Below are 17,022 nucleotides of genomic sequence, written 5' to 3'. Positions count from 1 at the left end.
AAGTTTGTTCAGCGCCGGTCAGGTTTGTGCGGCGATGTTGTGCGCGCGCAACTACCTCGACACGGCCGCGTGAATGGCCTCGCAATGACGCAGGAGGTTTGCCTGCGCCGAGACGAAAGCCTTGAGCGGCGTGTCGATGTCGAAGAAAATCATGTTGGCGATGAAGCCGTAGATGCTGGCGTCGATACTGCTGGGCTGCGCGCCGAACAGAAAACCGTCGTCGGGGACGAGATGCGCCAGCGCCTCGAGGTCGGCGAGGCCACGGGCGTAGGCCTCCTCGCGATCATAACGGCCGATCCCCTGATAGTAATAGCGCTGGAAATTATAGTCTCGCGCCTCTTCGAGGCTCTGCGCCGTCACCCCCTCGTGCGTCTTCAGGATTTGATGTCTAAACAGGGGCCAATACCGCTCGTCGCGCCAGCGCGAGTAGGACATCACCCAATAGAGGTCGTCGAGCGTTCGTCTGAGCATGAGGTCGATATCGCGCTGCGGCGCGGACAGGGCGCTGTCGATCATGAGATGATGTCGATTAATGAGATGCGCGATGATCGCGTCGCTGTCGCCGATGATCTCGCCATCGTCGTCGATATAGGGCAACTGCCCGCGCGGGGCGGATCTCGCGTCGAAAATATGCTCGTGCCGGAAAGGCAGTTTGCAGAGCTTCAGGAATGCGAAGACCTTGAGCCCGTAGGGATTATTATCGGCGACGCCGAACAGTTCCGGGTATGAAAACAGCGTCAACATGCTTTTCGCCTTTGCAGCCTTCTATCGCCTGCCGCTTAAGCGCCCCCGCGGCGCTCGGACGGGATCGCGCGGCTCAAGGCGCAGCCTCCGTGGCACAGCCTTGCGCGCCGCCTTCGCTTGGTCTATGCCGCTCCCTTCGCCGAAATTCAAAGACTTTAGGCCGCTTTTGTCCGCTCCCCAAAAACCCGTCGCCATTATCATGGGCAGCCAGTCCGATTGGGAGACGATGCGCCACGCCGCCGCCATGCTGGACGAGCTCGAGGTCGGTTTCGAGACCAGGATCGTGTCGGCTCACCGGACGCCCGACCGCCTCTACGAGTTCGCCAAGGGCGCGAAGGCGGCTGGTTTCAAGGTCATCGTCGCGGGGGCCGGCGGCGCGGCTCATCTGCCCGGCATGACGGCGTCTTTGACGGCGCTTCCGGTGCTCGGCGTTCCCATCGAGACCAAGGCGCTGCACGGACAAGATTCGCTCCTGTCGATCGTCCAGATGCCCGCTGGCGTTCCCGTCGGCGCCCTCGCGATCGGCCGCGCCGGCGCGATCAACGCGGCGCTTCTTGCGGCGGCGATTCTTGCTTTGACCGACGCGGCCCTCGACGCGCGTCTCTTCGCCTGGCGGGAGGCGCAAACACAAGCGGTGGCCGTCGAGCCCGTGCGCGAAGGCTGAGCGGCATGGCCTTTCAACTCTCCCCTGGCTCATTTGCCCCGGGCGCGCGCGTCGGCATCCTCGGCGGCGGCCAATTGGGCCGCATGCTCGCAATGGCGGCGGCGGGCCTCGGCCTTAAGGCGCATATTTTTGCGCCGGAGCCGGACAGTCCCGCCTTTGACGTTTGCGTCGAGAAGACAGTCGCGGCTTACGAAGACGAAGCCGCTCTCGCTTTTTTCGCCGCCAATGTCGACGTGATCACCTATGAATTCGAAAACGTTCCGGCGCGGACTGCGGCGCTGTTATCGGATCTTTGTCTCGTGCGGCCAAGCGCGGCGGCGCTCGCAGCCTGCCAGGATCGCCTCGTCGAAAAGGAATTTCTCGCCGATATAGGCATTCCGACCGCCGCCTATATGCGTGTCGACGACGCCGGATCAATGGCCCGCGCAGTGGCCCAGCTGGGACGCCCGTCGATTCTCAAGACGCGGCGTTTTGGCTATGACGGCAAAGGTCAGGTTCTCGTCCGCGAAGGCGCGGATCTTGCCGTCACCTTCCGCTCTCTCGGCGGCGGCCCGGCGATTCTCGAGGCGATCGTTCCTTTCGCAAAAGAGGTGTCCGTCGTCGCGGCGCGCGGCGCGGACGGCGCTTTTGCCGCCTATGACGTCTGCGAAAACAGGCACGAGAATCATATTCTGAAAGTGACGCGCGCGCCTGCCCGCATCTCTCCCGGGACGGCGGCGGAGGCCGTCGAACTGACTCGCGCCATCGCTGAGGCGCTCGATTATGTCGGGGTCATCGCAGTCGAAATGTTCGTTGTCGAGCAGGCTGGCGGCGGCGAGCAGCTCCGCGTCAACGAAATTGCGCCGCGCGTGCATAATTCCGGGCACTGGACGCTCGACGGATCGGCGACGTCGCAATTCGAGCAGCATATCCGCGCCATTGTCGGCTGGCCGCTCGGCGCCACATGGCGGCATGGCGAAACGGTCGAGATGGAAAATCTGATCGGCGAAGAGGTCTTCGGCTTCGAGCGCGTCCTCCGGGAGCCGGGGGCGAGCCTTCATCTTTACGGCAAGGCGGAAGCCCGGGCCGGCCGCAAGATGGGGCATGTGACGCGCGTTGCGCCGGGCCACAAGGCGTGAAGTCCAAGGTTTTCGCCGTGAGCGGCGGGCGAACTCTGGACAGCGGGCCCCGATGCTGCTATTCGCCTGTCTTTCAAGTTTCAGGCGCTTTTCAGCGCCGGATTTTCTGTTCCATCATTCCTGTCGGCTCCGTCGCGCTAAGCGGCGTCTGACGTCACATCAAGGACTCATGCGTGCAAGTTCTCGTTCGCGACAATAATGTCGATCAGGCCCTCAAGGCGCTCAAGAAAAAAATGCAGCGCGAGGGCATTTTCCGCGAGATGAAGCTTCGTGGCCATTATGAGAAGCCGTCCGAAAAGCGCGCTCGCGAGAAGGCCGAAGCCATTCGCCGCGCGCGCAAGCTGGCCCGTAAGAAGATGCAGCGTGAAGGCCTCCTGCCGATGAAGCCGAAGCCTGTTCTCGGCGTTCGCTGATTTTTCACGGCTTCGATCCAAGTTCGATCATTGACGCACTTAAAGCAGGTTGGGGCCGCAAGGCCGTTCGACTGGCGGATGAGGATGACCGGATGGCGGCTTTCGCGACCAGGGCCAAGGCGACGAGGGCCAAGCGAGCGACGCCGTTGCGGCGCCTGACGGGTCCTTGCTCGGCGCTGGCGATTGCCGCTTTGGCGCTCGCAGGCTGCGAATCGACGAATAATGTGATCGGGAAGGCGGGAACCGGAGTCGCCGAGGTGGCGAGCCAATCGCCGCAGGAAGCGCAGGCCAATCTCGCATCGCTGACCGAGGTCGTGCAGCGCAATCCCAACAGCGGGGAAGCCTATAATACGCGAGGCGTCGCTTACGCGAAGATCGGCAAATTTCCCGAAGCGATCGCCGATTTCAGTCAGGCGATCAAGATCTCGCCGAACGCCGCGACGCTGACCAATCGGGCGCTCGCCTATCGACAGGTCAACCGCAACGACGCCGCCATGACGGACTTCAACGACGCCATCGCCGCCGATCCAAATCACGCCCCCGCCTATCTCGGCCGCGCCAATCTCGAACGGGTGCAGGGCAATCTCGACGCCGCCCACGCCGATCTCGATCAGGCGATCAGGCTCAATCCCGAGAACGCGCAGGCCTTTCATGCGCGCGGCCTCATCTATCAGCGCGAAGGCAATCATCCGCAGGCGATCACCGATTTCGATAATGCGATCGATCGCGATCCCTTCGCCGGAGCGCCTTATCAGGCGCGCGGACAAAGCCTCATCGCCGTCGGTAAATATGACAAGGCGATCGAGGATTTCAACGCCGCGCTCAATGTCAACAACAAGAACCCCGACGCCTGGGCCGGCCTTGGCCTCGCCTATGAGAAATCAGGCGACCGCGCCAAAGCCGTTGAGTCCTATCAGCGCGCGCTGGTGTTTGATCCAGCCAATCAGCTCGCCAAGGACGGCCTGTCGCGAAGCGGGCATTCCTAGGGCATGACCCCGGAAAGCCGCGGACTTTTCGGCCGGCGCCTTGCGGTAGAACAAAGGCGCAAGGAGCGGAATGCAATTCCGCTCAGGCGCATTCCGCTCTAACTAAGCATCATTTGCGAAAAAAGGGGCGCCGGGTCGCCCGCGCCTGGTCCTCCAGAACGTTTCCGCGAAACGCAAAACTTGCAAATGCGCGCCCGCCGCAACCGCGGCGCGCGCGGCGCTGCGCCTTGACTTAGATCACTGTCTCTATAGAAACAGTATACAAGTAGCGGAGCAGCTCAATGTTCAAGGCCCGGCCCTTCACCTTTGCGATTTTCGGCGCGGCTTTGGCCCTCATGGCGCCGTCGCCCCTTTTCCCCGGGTGGCAGGCGCAGGCCGCGAGCGAATTGCTCAACGCCTCATATGATCCGACGCGCGAGCTTTACCGCGCGATCAGCGAAGCTTTCAGCGCCGAGTGGAAAGCCAAGACGGGAGAGACGGTGGCCGTGCGCAGCTCCCATGCCGGCTCGGGCGGGCAGGCGCGCGCGGTGATCGACGGCTTGCCAGCTGACGTCGTCACTCTGGCGCTCGCCGCCGATATCGACGCCATCGCCGGCAAGACGGGGAAGATTCCAGCCGACTGGCAGAAACGGCTGCCGAACAATTCGACCCCCTACACATCGACGATCGTGTTCCTTGTCCGCAAAGGCAATCCCAAGGGGATCAAGGACTGGGACGATCTGATCAGGCCGGGCGTCTCCGTCATTACGCCAAATCCCAAGACGTCGGGCGGCGCGCGCTGGAATTTTCTGGCCGCCTGGGGCTACGCCGCCAGAAAATTCAACGGGGACGAGGCCCGGATCAAAGACTTCGTTGCGGCGATCTACAAGAACACGCCGGTTCTTGACACAGGCGCGCGCGGTTCGACCATCAGCTTCGCGCAACGCGGGCAGGGCGATGTGCTGATTTCCTGGGAAAACGACGCCTTTCTCGCCTCTGAGGAGTTCGGCAAAGACAAATTCGAGGTCGTCGCGCCTTCGATCTCGGTTCTGACCGAGCCGCCCGTCGCCCTCGTCGATGGCAATGTCGACGCCAATAATAGCCGTAAGGTGGCCGAGGCCTTTCTGGATTTCCTTTATTCGCCGAAGGCGCAGGCGATCATCGCCAAGAACTATTATCACCCTGTCAAGCCGGAATTCGCCGACCCCAGGGACCTTGCGCGTCTCGCCCATATTCCGCTGGTCACGGTCGATGGCGACTTTGGCGGGTGGCAAAAAGCGCAGGCGAAATTCTTCGCCAATGGCGGCGTATTCGATCAAATCTACGCGGGTCACTGAGGTCATTCGCGACACGGGCCGGCGTCTTCGCTAGAAGGGCCAAGCATGTTTCCGGGCTCGCTTGAGACGGCGGAGTCCTGCACGCTGATGCGCTCTTCTGACAGGAGGGCCGGACGGAGTTCCCCGATATGACAACCGCCAATTCACGCGCCGCCGATTATCCGATCGAAGCGTTGTTCCTTGAACGCTGGTCGCCGCGCGCCTTTACCGGAGAAGCGATCCCCGACGCCGATCTCCGGACGATTTTCGAGGCGGCGCGCTGGGCGCCCTCCTCGTATAATTCGCAGCCCTGGCGCTTTCTTTACGCCAAGCGCGACACGCCGGCATTCACGAAATTCCTGGGGCTTCTCAGCGAATTCAATCAGTCGTGGGCCAAAAACGCCTCGATGCTGATCATCGTTCTGTCAAAGGAAGCCTTCACGCCGCCGGGCAAAACGGAGGCCGTCGCATCGCATAGTCATTCATTCGACGCCGGCGCGGCCTGGGGCTATCTGGCTCTCCAGGCCTGGCGTTCGGGTTATGCCGCGCATGCCATGACCGGCTTTGACATTCCCCGCGCGGCGATCGAACTCAACGCCCCCGACGATTGCCGGGTGGAGGCCGCAATCGCCATCGGACGCGTCGGCGACAAATCCATTCTGCCAGAAGCCGCGCGCGAAAGAGAAAAACCGAACAGCCGCAATCCGCAGTCGGACTTTGTTTTTGAAGGCGGCTTTCCGGCGTCCTGAACTTGGGGGCGCGCGCGATATGAACATCATGCGTTAAAACAATGGCGTAAAGAGCGGAATGCGATTCCGCCTGAACGCGTTCCGCTCTATATCGTGAAATCGGTCCCCGGCGGCGCATCGTCGGTGAGTTTCAGCTCTTCGGCGCGATGGCAGATATCGTCGATGGTGATGATGTCGAGCTCTTTCAGGAAGGCGGCGCCTGCCAACTCTACCATCGGCGCGATGACATCGCCGATCAGCTTGCAGGCAACGCCCTCGCTGCTTTCGATCGTCGTTTCGTTCAACACCGCGCGAAGGATGTCCGCCGCCGTGATCTTGCGCCTCTCGCGCGCCAGCTCATAGCCCCCGCGCGGGCCGCGCAGACCCTTCAAAATGTTCGCCCGCACGAGCGCCTGAAGCAAAGTTTCGAGGTGGCGCGGCGGCAGATCGAGACGGGCGGCGAGGGATTTCGCGGCGACGGGAAGCGGGCGGGAATGGATGGCGATGTCGGCCACCGCCGCAATGGCGAGAAGAGCGCGGCGCGAAAGCACAATCATCGCGGCGTTTCCTTGTCGGTCATCTGGCCGGTCGATCCGAAGCCGTTCGCGCCGCGCGCGGTGTCCGCCAGCTCCAGCGTCGTAAAAAGGCCGGCCCTGATCACCGGGGCGAAGACAAGTTGCGCGATGCGGTCGCCCCGGGCGATCTCGAAGGGCGCGGCGCCATGATTGATCAGGATGACGCCGATTTCGCCGCGATAATCAGCATCGATCGTGCCCGGCGCGTTGAGGACTGTGACCCCGGCCTTCGCCGCGAGGCCCGATCTTGGCCTGATCTGACCTTCATAATCGGAAGGGATCGCAAGCGCGATGCCGGTCGGGATGACAAGACGCCCGCCAGGCGGCAGCGTGACCGTCGTCGCGGTCGGCAGGGCGGCGAGAAGATCAATTCCGGCCGCTCCCGCGCTTTGGTAGGAGGGTAAGGGAAGGCCCATGCCGTTCGGCAGGATCTTCACGCCAACAGCGAGCGGCTGGCTCATTGGCGCGCCTCGCTTAGCTTTTTGGCGAATGCCGCGACGAGCCGCGCCGCCACTTCCGTCTTGGTGAGGTTCGGCCAGCTTTCCCTGCCTGCCGCGCTGATCAGCGTCACCTCATTGCGATCGCCGCCGAAAACATTGGCGCCCGCTCCGACGTGATTGGCGACGATGATGTCGCAGCCTTTGCTGAGACGCTTGGCTTCGGCGTGTTCGATCAGCCTATCCGTCTCGGCGGCGAAGCCGGCGACAAGCGCGGGCCGGTCGCGTTTGCGCCGCCCTATGGCCGCGAGAATATCCGGGTTTTCGACGAGCGCGAGGCTCGGCGGATTTTTAGCCCCCTTCTTGATCTTCTCGGGAGCGGCTTCCACGACGCGCCAGTCCGCGACCGCCGCGGCGCCGACGAAAATATCGGCCGGAAGCGCCTGCTCGACCGCCTGCTGCATCTCGCGCGCGGTCTCGACATGGATCGTCGTCACGCCCCAGGGATCGGCGAGCGCCACCGGCCCGCTAACGAGCGTCACTTCAGCTCCGGCTTCGCGCGCGGCGGCGGCGATCGCATGACCCTGCTTGCCGGACGAGCGATTGCCGATATAGCGCACCGGATCGATCGGCTCATGAGTCGGACCCGAGGTCACGATCACGCGGCGCCCCTTGAGCGCGGCGGTTGACGGACGCGCAAAACCTTCCGGCAGCGGCAGAACCGTGTCCGTAGCGAGAGCGGCCTCGATGGCGGCGATGATTTCAAGCGGCTCGCTCATCCGGCCGGGGCCATATTCGCCGCAGGCCATGTCGCCGTTCTGAGGCCCCTCGAAGATCACCCCGTCCCCTTGCAAGGCGGCGATGTTGCGCTGGGTCGGCTTCGCAAGCCACATGCGCAGATTCATTGCCGGCGCGACGAGAATTTTCTTGTCGGTGGCGAGGAGCAGGGTCGAGGCGAGATCATCGGCGAGGCCATGCGCCATCTTGGCCAGAAGGTCGGCCGTGGCGGGAGCAACGACGACGAGATCGGCGTCGCGGGACAATTCGATATGGCCCATCGTCGCCTCGCTGGTCAGAGCGAAAAGATCGGCGAAGACCTGCTCGCCCGAAAGACTTGCGACGGAAAGCGGCGTCACGAAATGATGCGCCGCGGCGGTCATGACGGCGCGCACAAAGGCGCCCCTTTCGAGCAGGCGCCGGATAAGATCGAGCGTCTTATACGCCGCGACGCCGCCGCCTATGACGAGAAGGATTCGTTTTCCTGGCAATTGGCTCATGCGGCCAAACATCCCCCCCGGGCGAACAAGCGCGGATTACGACAGCGCGCGCTCATTGTTTCTTTTTTACGCATGATCGAGGTTTGATTTGAACCTCGATACCTTTTTTATCTGTTTCTAACGCAAGGCGCGAAATCTGCAACTCACGCGATGGCGTTGGTTCGGGCCTTGGACCGAAAATTCGGCTGAAGCCGGGGGCTTTAGGCGGACACGATGGTTGAAATACGGCCTTGCGGCGGCTTTCGCCTATCGCAGCAGCAGCAAGAGCGCGGCGCCGGCAATAATCCACAGGGCGATATGGCCAAGACGGGCGCCGCGCGCGGCCGCCTCTCCCATGCGGCTGAGAGCGTTATCGGAGAGTTCAAGTCCCCCTTCCGCCATATCCTCTATCTGCGTCAAGACATTTTCCGCGCGCAGGAGCGCCGAAGGCAGTTGAGAAGCAAAGCGCCCCAGCGTCTGCGCGGCGCGGCCGGCGTCCTGCAACTTGCCGATCGGCCCGAGATTCTGCTCGATCCAGGCGCGGACGACGGGTTCGGCCGTCGCCCACATGTTGAGTTTTGGATCGAGCGTGCGGCCGACGCCTTCGACGACCACCATGGTTTTTTGCAGCAGCACGAGTTCGGTCCGCGTCTTCATGTCGAACAGCCCGGTGATCTCGAAAAGAAGCGTCAGAAGCTTCGCCATCGAGATTTGATCGGCTGTGCGGGCATGGATCGGCTCGCCGATGGCGCGAATGGCCTGCGCGAAATCCTCGACCTTATGGATGCGCGGCACATAGCCCGCCTCGAAATGCACCTCGGCGACGCGCCGGTAATCGCGCTTGATGAAACCGTAGAGAATCTCCGCCAGAAACCGCCGCTCATTGAAGCCAAGGCGCCCCATGATGCCGAAATCGACGGCGGTCAGACGGCCCTCGGAATCGACGAAGAGATTGCCCTGATGCATGTCGGCATGAAAAAATCCGTCGCGCATCGCGTGGCGCAGAAACGACTGGATGACGATGCGCCCGAGGTCCGGCAGGTCATAGCCCTTGGCGGCAAGCGCGGAAATATCGGACAAAGGGACGCCATCGACCCATTCGAGGGTCAGCACCTCCTTCGCCGTCCGGTCCCAGTCGATTTTCGGGATCCGGAAATCCTGATCGGCAGCCGCGTTCTCGGCAAATTCCGACGCGGCCGCGGCCTCCAGGCGAAAGTCCATCTCCATTTTGACCGAGCGGGCCATGGTGTCGATCACTTCGACGGGCTTCAGGCGGCGGATGTCGTCGATCCAGCGCTCGGCCAGCCGCGCGGCGAAATACATATCGCCGAGATCGCGCCGGAACCGCCGTTCGACGCCGGGGCGCAGCACTTTGACGGCGACGTCGCGCTCGCCGGTTTCATCTTTCACGCGGCCCTTGTGGACCTGCGCGATCGAGGCGGCGGCGACCGGCTCGCCGAGGCTGACGAAGACCTCCGCGAGCGGCCGGCCGAAGGCCGCTTCGATCGTTGCGATGGCGATTTCGCGCGGAAACGGCGCCATCCGGTCCTGCAGCAGCTCGAGATGGCGCACGACATCCGCGCCGACGACGTCCGGCCGCGTCGCGAGGAACTGGCCGAGCTTGACGTAGGACGGCCCGAGCGCGCTGATCGCGGCGGGAAGATTGCTGAGGCCAGGCCGTCCCGTGCGCCGCGCGACGAGCTTCGCCATCGCCAGCGGCAGCCGCGCGGCCGGCGGCAGAATGGCGGGATCGACATCGCTGAAGACGCCGGCGCGCGCCAGCACGAAACCGGCGCGGGTCAATCGGTAAAGGGAGCCGAAGAGAAAAACCACGCCGCCCCGCCTACAGCGTTTTCAGGCGAAACGGCGCGGGGCCTTGCGAATCGACCATGATCTAGAGCTTCCAGCCGGAATGGATAGCGACGACGCCGCCGGAAAGGCGCGTGAATGTGGCGCGCTCCAGTCCGGCGGCGGCGATCTTGTCGCGAAAACTTTCGGCGTCGGGAAAGCGCGCGATCGATTCGACGAGATAGCGATAGGCGTCGGCGTCTCCCGTCACCCATTGGCCAAGGCGCGGAATGGCGCTGAACGAATAGGCTTCATAGAGGCGGTCGAGGAACGGCACGTCGACGTTGGAGAATTCGAGGCAGAGAAACCGGCCGCCGCGTTTCAGGACGCGCCGCGCCTCCGCCAGCGCGACGTCGATGCGCGGCACGTTGCGGATGCCGAAAGCGATCGTATAGGCGTCGAAGGAATTGTCCGGGAACGGCAGATCCTCGGCGTTGGCCTGCACGAATTCGAGCTTTGCGTCGAAAGGGCGCTTGGCCGCACGCTGGCGCCCAACCTCCAGCATGTCGGCGTTGATGTCGAGCACCACGATTTCGGTCAGCTTCGAGCCCGCCTTGGCGATGCGGAAAGCGATGTCGCCGGTGCCGCCCGCGACGTCGAGATGGCGGAACGGCGCCTTTCGCGAAGGATGGACTTTTGCGGCGAAAATATCCTTCCAGACGCGGTGCAGGCCGGCGGACATCAGATCGTTCATCAGGTCGTAGCGCGACGCGACCTTGTGGAAAACCTCGTCGACCCGGGCCTGCTTGTCTTGCAGGGGGACGCGGGAAAAACCGAAATGCGTCTCTTCGGACATGAATTTTCGCGCTCGAGCCGGCGGGCCGGTTGATTTAAGGACGCGCGACCATAGCGGCAGATTTAGGCAATGGCTATGCGGACGTGAGCGGAGAGCGGGGCTTAGTTTGAATGTCTGCGAAGGGCGGAAACTGGACTGGCCCTTTATGCGGGCGCAAGATGAAAAACCGGACATTCGGCGTACGGCGGACCCGGCCGAAAGCGGAAGAGCGAAATTATGCAACCAAAGTGGAAGACATTCGAGGAACAAGTTCGCGGCATCGCCGAACTAATATTTTGGCAGCCTTGTTTGCCCGGTCGAATCGCTGGCGTAAATTTTGATGGAGTCATACAACGCGGAGAGCTCGAGACAGTCGTTATCGAGATTAGCCAGCAGAACGACCTCGAAAAGGTCAGGCAAGGCATAACTCGTATGACCTTGGCCCGCCAGACGCTCAGTGCTGAAGGCGTCCTTCTCCGAGGTTATATCGTGTTGAGCAAGGTCCCAACGCAGGCCATGTTAGATGCAGCGACAGCAGCCAAGCTTACTGTTGGTTCGGCAGGCCAGTTCGCTGCACTTTTCTTCCAGTTTCCGATCTACAAGAACGCTAGAGTTGCAGCGTCTTTTGGAAGCTCCATCGACCCCATCACGGGTCGTGTCGACGCCGTTAGCTACGTCCCTGTGATGTATGAGCGTGTTGATGGAGGAAAAGAGTTAAGTATCGCTGATCTCGCGGAGATCCTGCTTTCTGGCCGCAATGTCATTCTCCTCGGCGAATTTGGCGCAGGCAAAAGCCGATGCGTTCGCGAGGTATTTAATGCTTTAGCTGAGAATTGGAACGTGACTTTTAAGTTCCCCTTCGCGGTAAACCTGAGAGAATGTTGGGGCCTTGACCGGGCCGATGAAATTGTGCGCCGAGGCATCACTCTCCTCGGCTTAGATGATCTCGCAGGGCCTGCGGTACGGGCACTGAACCGGGACAGTCTTATTCTGCTTTTGGACGGATTTGACGAATTAGGTAGTCAATCTTGGAGCACAGATGAAAGCAGATTGCGCCAACTGCGTGCACGGGCGCTCAAGGGAGTGAAGGATCTCGTCGGGAAAACGAAGTCCGGCTGTCTTGTAGCAGGGCGAGAGCACTATTTTTCCTCGAACGAGGAGATGATGACTGCTTTGGGCTTGACGAAAGCCAATGCCGTTATCGTCAAAGCGAAGGACGAGTTCACCAGTGACGAACTCGAAGCTTATTTCGATGCTGCTGGTCTAATTGTGGAGCTACCATCGTGGCTACCCAAAAGACCCCTAATTTGCCAGACGATAGCGCTTCTCTCCGATGACGAACTAGGTAGCATGTTTGGTATAACTAGCGAGGGAGTCGAGTTTTGGAACCACTTCATGAAAGTGGTGTGCCAACGAGACGCGCGCATTAATGCGTTCTTTGATGCAGATACTATCTACCGCGTTTTTGTGGCTCTTAGTCGGATAACACGAAGGCGGCCCGCAAATATCGGTCCTATCTCACAAAGAGATTTACAAGACGCTTTCGAGGCCGTTGTAGGACAACTGCCCGTCGAGGAAGCTTCTGCAATGTTGCAGAGACTACCGAGTTTGGGTCGAATTGGAGCTGAGTCGCAGGACCGGCAGTTCGTCGACATGTTCATTCTCGATGGGCTACGAGCAAAGGACGTCGCAGGCCTGCCAGAGATCGATGAAGCAAAACGACAACACGTATTCACCGAAAATTGGATCAACCCTCTAGGGACCCTCGGCCAAACTATTCTTGCGGTCGATATAAAAGGGCGCATCGAACCGTACCGACAGATAGCCAGCAGAGCTAGCGCGAGGCAGAACCCTACTCTAGCTGCTGACATTACGAGCGCCATGACGCGTGTCGACACAGCGAGTGTTGACATGCAAGGCTTGAACATCACCGGAGGGGCTTTCACAGAACTTGCCCTAAACAACACACCTCTCGGCAATTTGGTCATTTCGGAAGCTACGATTGAACGGCTGGTGTTACCGAATTCACCGCCGACGAATCTCACGATCTCGAAGTCTCTTGCCGGCTCAGTATCTGGAGCTGCTTCGTATGCGGGACTTCCAAGTTGGGTGCAGCTTGAGACAGTTGACCGCTTTGATAGTGTTCAGACCGTTGCCCAAATTAAGAAAGCTGGCCTTTCACCAGCTCACGAGATTTTTGTAGCTATTTTGAAGAAAACATTCAAGCAAAAAGGCGCTGGGCGCAAGGAAGAGGCATTGTTGCGCGGTTTCGGTGCGGGCGCATCGAAGAAATTAGCCTCATCAATTCTAAATATACTAATGCAGGAAGAGATTTTGACGAGGCACAAAGGTGACGAGGGATGGATCTATAGTCCAAGCCGCAGCCAAGGTCCCCGCATCACCACGATCCTTGAGCAGCTCAGATCGTCGACCGATCCATTGTGGAGCATGGCGGACACGCTGAACAAATGATGCTAGCGCAAAATGCTTGGCGCCGGTCGCAACACAAACTTCCGGACCGGTCATTTTGGCCGAAAAGCCCACGTCTGCCTTCAGGCCCCGTTTAAGCTTTGAACTGCCTAGAGCGGACGTCCACTTGGAGAAATGGCTATGGTCGCCGCTACTGCCCAAACGCGCGCGAAGCCGTCGGCGTCGACCGGCGCTGAACGTCCGTTCCAGAGATCGCGTAACGGGCCGTCCTATGACCCCAGCGGGTCGGGAAGCGACATCAAACCGAAACCCTCAATCGAACCAAACCGCCGGCAGCACCGGCATGCCGCCCGCGATGGTGGATTGCGGGGGCGCCGGGCGTCCGAGGCTATAGCAAAACGGCGCCGGGGCGAGGGTTATCGGTTCGGTTTGCGGCATCGGCGCCACGCGAGCCGCCGCGAGGATGATCCGCGGCTGGTCCGCCGCCGGCGCGTCCATCCTCGGTTGATCCGCCGCGGCCTTCGTGGCTTCCGGTCCCCTGCCGATCGCGTCGGGACAGCCGCCCTTGCGCGCGCAAACGCCTCGTGCCGGAGAGAGAACCTCGTCCACCCCGGCGAAGGCGAGCGCCTCCGGCCGGCTGACGTCGCCAACATGGGCGCCTTTGCGCAGCAGCGCGGCGAAATAGGGGTTCTGCCCGCCGTCCGAATAGGTCGTGCGCACGGCGGCGCTTCCCTCCTTGATGAAGGCGGCGACGCGCGCCTGCTCGCGCGCATGGCGGGCGGCGGCGAGAAGCTCGTTGGCCGGGTCCTTCGAGGGCGCAAAGGCGTAGCGGCCGTTGACGACGCTGACGTCGAGCTCCTCGCCCGTCGCCTCGAACCGGTCGGACCCCTCCTTCAATTCGCGCCAGAAGGCGATGTTGGGGTCGGAGCGGTAGCGCGCCATGTTTTGCGCGCTCATGCGGAAAGGATAGGACTGGAACTGGAAGGCGCTCTGGCCGCCCCGCAGCGCCTCCCGCGCGAGGGCGAAGATCTCCGCGACCTGCCTGTCGGTCATGGCGAAGCATCCGGCCGAGGAGCACGTGCCATGCACCATAACGTCCGACCCCGAACCGCCGTGCGCGCGGTCATAGGCGTTCGGATAGCCGGTGTCGAAGGAAAGGTAATAGTGCGAATAGGGGTTCATCTGGTGCGGCCCGACGGCGTAGAAGCCCTCCGGCGTCTGGCGGTCGCCCTGCCGTGTCTTCGGTCCCAGCGCGCCCGACCAGCGGCAGATCGGGAAGCTTTTCAGGAAGACATAACGTCCGCTCTTGTTCAGCTTCCAGACCTCGATCTCCGATTCTTTCTTGTAGGCGCGCATCAGGATCGGGGCGTCGGGCGTCGTGTCGCGCGCCGCCATCAGCGCGAGCGTCGCCGCCGGTATGGGCAGCTCGCCCTTTGACGCGCCGGCGGCGGCGGCCCCCGCCATGAACAGCGCGGCCAGCAGAGCGGCGATCAAAGCGGCGGCGCGGCGCGATTCCTTCAAAGGCTCAATCCGTGTCTTATCAATAAGCTGGAGCATGATCTCCATCATGCTTGAGGATGCGGCCTCCCGGCTTTGGCTCCGCCAGAGCCGGATTTATCTTGTATCTCTCCAATTTGCGGCGGCAATAGGGGATTGACGCTTGCCTCTTGGTAAGCGCGTAAGGTTAAAATTTCAGCCGCCGGGCTGGAAAGCGGAAGCTGATGCGTCTTCATGTGGAGCGAGGAATTCAATGAATGCCAAGCCTGCGCCGGAAAGCCTGCGCCGGAAGGCCTGCGCGCGGGGTCCGCGGACGGGGCTTATCGCGTCATAAACCATTTTCAGGCGATAGAATGCGTCGTGCTCGCCTAGAAGGAATGCGCCCGCGCAAGAGGCGCCTCTTGTCAATTGGGGCAGGTTAGGCTCAGTGATCGCGATGTTTGATTCGATTATCGCTTCCAATTTTTCGATGATCGCGGGCGTGGCGATGACCCTCCTCATCATCCCGCGCATGCTGCGCCAGCGCCGTTCGGCCGCCAGCACGACGGCATGGATGCTGGCGATCCTGCTGATCCCCTGGCTCGGCATTCCCGCCTATTTCGTGCTGGGCGGACGCAAGCTCAAGGGCGCCCAGCTGCTGAAGCCGCCGCTCGGCTCGGCCGAGCCGGTTGTCGGGCTGCCGCCCGGCGAGGCCAGCGCCGACCGGCTGGTGCAGAGCTATGGCCTGCCGCCGGCGCGTTTTGGCAACCGGTTTACCCTTTGCGCCGATGGCGTCGACATCTACCACCGCTTCATGGAGACGATCGACGGCGCCGAAAAGCATATCCATATGGCGAGCTTCATCCTGCATCCGGACCCGGTTGGCCTCGCCATTGTCGAGGCGCTGGCGCGGCGCGCACGCTCCGGCCTCGACGTGCGCCTTATGCTCGACGGCGTCGGATCGTTTTCGACGTCGAAGCGCTCGCTCGATCCGTTGGTGCGGGCCGGCGGCGAGGTCGCCTTCTTTCTTCCCGTGCGCCTGGCGCATTTCACCCGCACCAATATGCGCAATCATCGCAAGATGCTGATCGCCGACGATGTGAGGGTCGTCGCCGGGGGCGCCAATGTCGCGGTCGAATATATGGGTCCAGCGCCGGATCCGAAGCGGTGGCGCGATTTGTCTTTTCTGCTCGAAGGTCCGGCCGTCCGCGATTACGCGGCGCTGTTTGCAGCCGACTGGCAATTCGTTACCGGCGAGCGCATCAAAACTTCGTCCCCGCCGCCAGCGGCGCCGGGTTTCGGAGAAGCCGTGGTGCAGATCGCGCCTTCAGGCCCCGATGTTCCGGGCGATCCCGTCTATGCCGCCATCGTATCGGCCGCTTTCGCGGCGCGGCGGCGCCTTTGGATCGTGACGCCTTATTTCATTCCGCCGGAGGGCCTCGCGGAAGCGCTGGCTCTCGCGGCTCATCGCGGCGTCGACGTGCGCGTTTACGTGCCGGACCCCTCCAATCATTTCATCGCGGACCTTGCCCGCGGCCAGCCGCTGCGCGACGCCGCGGCGGCGGGCGTCAGCGTCATCCGTTTCATCGGCGGCATGGTGCATGCGAAAATCCTCGTCGTCGACGATGGTCTCGCTATGGTCGGCTCGGTCAATATCGACCCGCGCAGCCTGTTCCTGAATTTTGAGGCGAACGCCATTGTCTATGGCGCCGAACAGGTCGGCGCCGTCGCGGCATGGATCGAGAACCTGCACGACACGACGCAAAAGGGCGTGACGCCCGTCTCGGATTTACGCGATACGATTGAAGGAGTCGCGCGGATGCTCGACCCGCTGCTTTGAGGCGGGATGACGTCGTCAGCCGGATTGGATCATTTCAGACAGTCATTTTAACTGATCGCGAATGCGCCGCTTCGGCTAAGCCTTCTTCGTTTGCAGCTCCTGCTTGCTGAAATTTGAAAGGTCTCCTTCTCGCGCCGCGGCCTTGCGCCATGATTTTGCGACGGCTGGATATTTTATGTCGACGCAGATCCTGGCGACCTGCTGTTGCAGTTTCTCGCCGGCGCAGGACGGACACGCCGGGACATCGGAAGTCCGAACCAGGAGCTCGAAGTCGGCATCGCAGTCCTGGCATTTGTAAGCGTAGAGCGGCATAAAATCCTCGCGTTGCTCGTCGACGTGACTGGCGCCGCCCTTTCTTCGGCGGCGGGAGCACGGGATCGAAGCAACTTTTGCGCCGGGCTTTTTGTCCTGAAAACGACAATGGCGCGGCGGTCTCC

Annotated in this window: 16 protein-coding genes; 8 read left to right on the top strand and 8 right to left on the bottom strand. The window is 61.8% G+C overall.

Annotated features, from left to right (window positions below):
- Positions 1-51: 51 nt before the first annotated feature.
- A complete protein-coding gene (locus tag SIN04_RS13180; protein WP_134489876.1) occupies positions 52-744 on the bottom strand; it encodes a glutathione S-transferase family protein in 693 nt (230 codons plus the stop codon).
- Positions 745-943: 199 nt separating this feature from the next.
- Between SIN04_RS13180 and purE the strand changes: the two genes are divergently transcribed.
- From purE to SIN04_RS13150, 6 genes are all read left to right on the top strand, one after another.
- Positions 944-1,408: a 5-(carboxyamino)imidazole ribonucleotide mutase gene (gene purE, locus SIN04_RS13175; protein ID WP_244605978.1), complete on the top strand. Its 465-nt coding sequence runs from the start codon at positions 944-946 to the stop codon at positions 1,406-1,408.
- 5 nt (positions 1,409-1,413) lie between these two features.
- Positions 1,414-2,526, top strand: a complete 1,113-nt coding sequence (locus tag SIN04_RS13170) for a 5-(carboxyamino)imidazole ribonucleotide synthase (RefSeq protein WP_134489872.1) — start codon at positions 1,414-1,416, stop codon at positions 2,524-2,526.
- 173 nt (positions 2,527-2,699) lie between these two features.
- On the top strand, positions 2,700-2,939 hold the full coding sequence (gene rpsU / locus SIN04_RS13165) for a 30S ribosomal protein S21 (RefSeq protein ID WP_134489870.1): 240 nt from the start codon (positions 2,700-2,702) through the stop codon (positions 2,937-2,939).
- 92 nt (positions 2,940-3,031) lie between these two features.
- A complete protein-coding gene (locus SIN04_RS13160) occupies positions 3,032-3,925 on the top strand; it encodes a tetratricopeptide repeat protein (RefSeq protein WP_134489868.1) in 894 nt (297 codons plus the stop codon).
- Positions 3,926-4,260: 335 nt separating this feature from the next.
- Entirely contained in the window at positions 4,261-5,241 is a 981-nt protein-coding gene (locus tag SIN04_RS13155; RefSeq protein WP_134492499.1) for a sulfate ABC transporter substrate-binding protein, read from the top strand.
- Positions 5,242-5,369: 128 nt separating this feature from the next.
- Positions 5,370-5,969 carry a nitroreductase family protein gene (locus tag SIN04_RS13150; protein WP_134489866.1) on the top strand — a complete coding sequence of 200 codons (600 nt, stop codon included), beginning with the start codon at positions 5,370-5,372 and terminating at the stop codon, positions 5,967-5,969.
- A gap of 86 nt (positions 5,970-6,055) precedes the next feature.
- Here SIN04_RS13150 and SIN04_RS13145 read toward each other — a convergent pair whose 3' ends face one another.
- The 5 genes from SIN04_RS13145 to ubiE all read right to left on the bottom strand — a co-directional run bounded on the left by SIN04_RS13145 (position 6,056) and on the right by ubiE (position 10,860).
- On the bottom strand, positions 6,056-6,505 hold the full coding sequence (locus SIN04_RS13145) for an RrF2 family transcriptional regulator (protein WP_134489864.1): 450 nt from the start codon (positions 6,503-6,505) through the stop codon (positions 6,056-6,058).
- Positions 6,502-6,984 (bottom strand): dUTP diphosphatase, encoded by a 483-nt coding sequence (gene dut / locus SIN04_RS13140; RefSeq protein WP_134489861.1) that lies wholly within the window; start codon positions 6,982-6,984, stop codon positions 6,502-6,504. The genes SIN04_RS13145 and dut overlap by 4 nt, the downstream gene beginning before the upstream one ends.
- Complete coding sequence (gene coaBC, locus SIN04_RS13135) at positions 6,981-8,237, bottom strand: bifunctional phosphopantothenoylcysteine decarboxylase/phosphopantothenate--cysteine ligase CoaBC (RefSeq protein WP_341263961.1); 1,257 nt, start codon at positions 8,235-8,237, stop codon at positions 6,981-6,983. Before coaBC ends, dut begins: the two co-directional genes overlap by 4 nt.
- 246 nt (positions 8,238-8,483) lie before the next feature.
- Positions 8,484-10,049 carry a 2-polyprenylphenol 6-hydroxylase gene (gene ubiB / locus SIN04_RS13130; protein WP_341263960.1) on the bottom strand — a complete coding sequence of 522 codons (1,566 nt, stop codon included), beginning with the start codon at positions 10,047-10,049 and terminating at the stop codon, positions 8,484-8,486.
- A gap of 61 nt (positions 10,050-10,110) precedes the next feature.
- Complete coding sequence (gene ubiE / locus SIN04_RS13125) at positions 10,111-10,860, bottom strand: bifunctional demethylmenaquinone methyltransferase/2-methoxy-6-polyprenyl-1,4-benzoquinol methylase UbiE (protein WP_134489855.1); 750 nt, start codon at positions 10,858-10,860, stop codon at positions 10,111-10,113.
- A 216-nt stretch (positions 10,861-11,076) separates the two neighbouring features.
- Here ubiE and SIN04_RS13120 point away from each other — a divergent pair, with 216 nt between their 5' ends.
- Positions 11,077-13,311, top strand: coding sequence for an NACHT domain-containing protein (locus tag SIN04_RS13120; protein ID WP_134489853.1), 2,235 nt, complete (start codon positions 11,077-11,079; stop codon positions 13,309-13,311).
- A 270-nt stretch (positions 13,312-13,581) separates the two neighbouring features.
- Here the strand turns inward: SIN04_RS13120 and SIN04_RS13115 are convergent, their stop codons facing one another.
- On the bottom strand, positions 13,582-14,733 hold the full coding sequence (locus SIN04_RS13115; RefSeq protein WP_244605977.1) for a L,D-transpeptidase family protein: 1,152 nt from the start codon (positions 14,731-14,733) through the stop codon (positions 13,582-13,584).
- A gap of 469 nt (positions 14,734-15,202) precedes the next feature.
- Between SIN04_RS13115 and SIN04_RS13110 the strand changes: the two genes are divergently transcribed.
- On the top strand, positions 15,203-16,585 hold the full coding sequence (locus SIN04_RS13110) for a phospholipase D-like domain-containing protein (protein ID WP_134489849.1): 1,383 nt from the start codon (positions 15,203-15,205) through the stop codon (positions 16,583-16,585).
- 75 nt (positions 16,586-16,660) lie between these two features.
- Here SIN04_RS13110 and SIN04_RS13105 read toward each other — a convergent pair whose 3' ends face one another.
- Positions 16,661-16,897, bottom strand: coding sequence for an FmdB family zinc ribbon protein (locus tag SIN04_RS13105; RefSeq protein ID WP_134489847.1), 237 nt, complete (start codon positions 16,895-16,897; stop codon positions 16,661-16,663).
- Positions 16,898-17,022: the final 125 nt, after the last annotated feature.

This window comes from Methylocella tundrae (assembly GCF_038024855.1).
Taxonomy (GTDB): domain Bacteria; phylum Pseudomonadota; class Alphaproteobacteria; order Rhizobiales; family Beijerinckiaceae; genus Methylocapsa; species Methylocapsa tundrae.
This window is presented reverse-complemented; position numbering and strand designations above follow the sequence as displayed.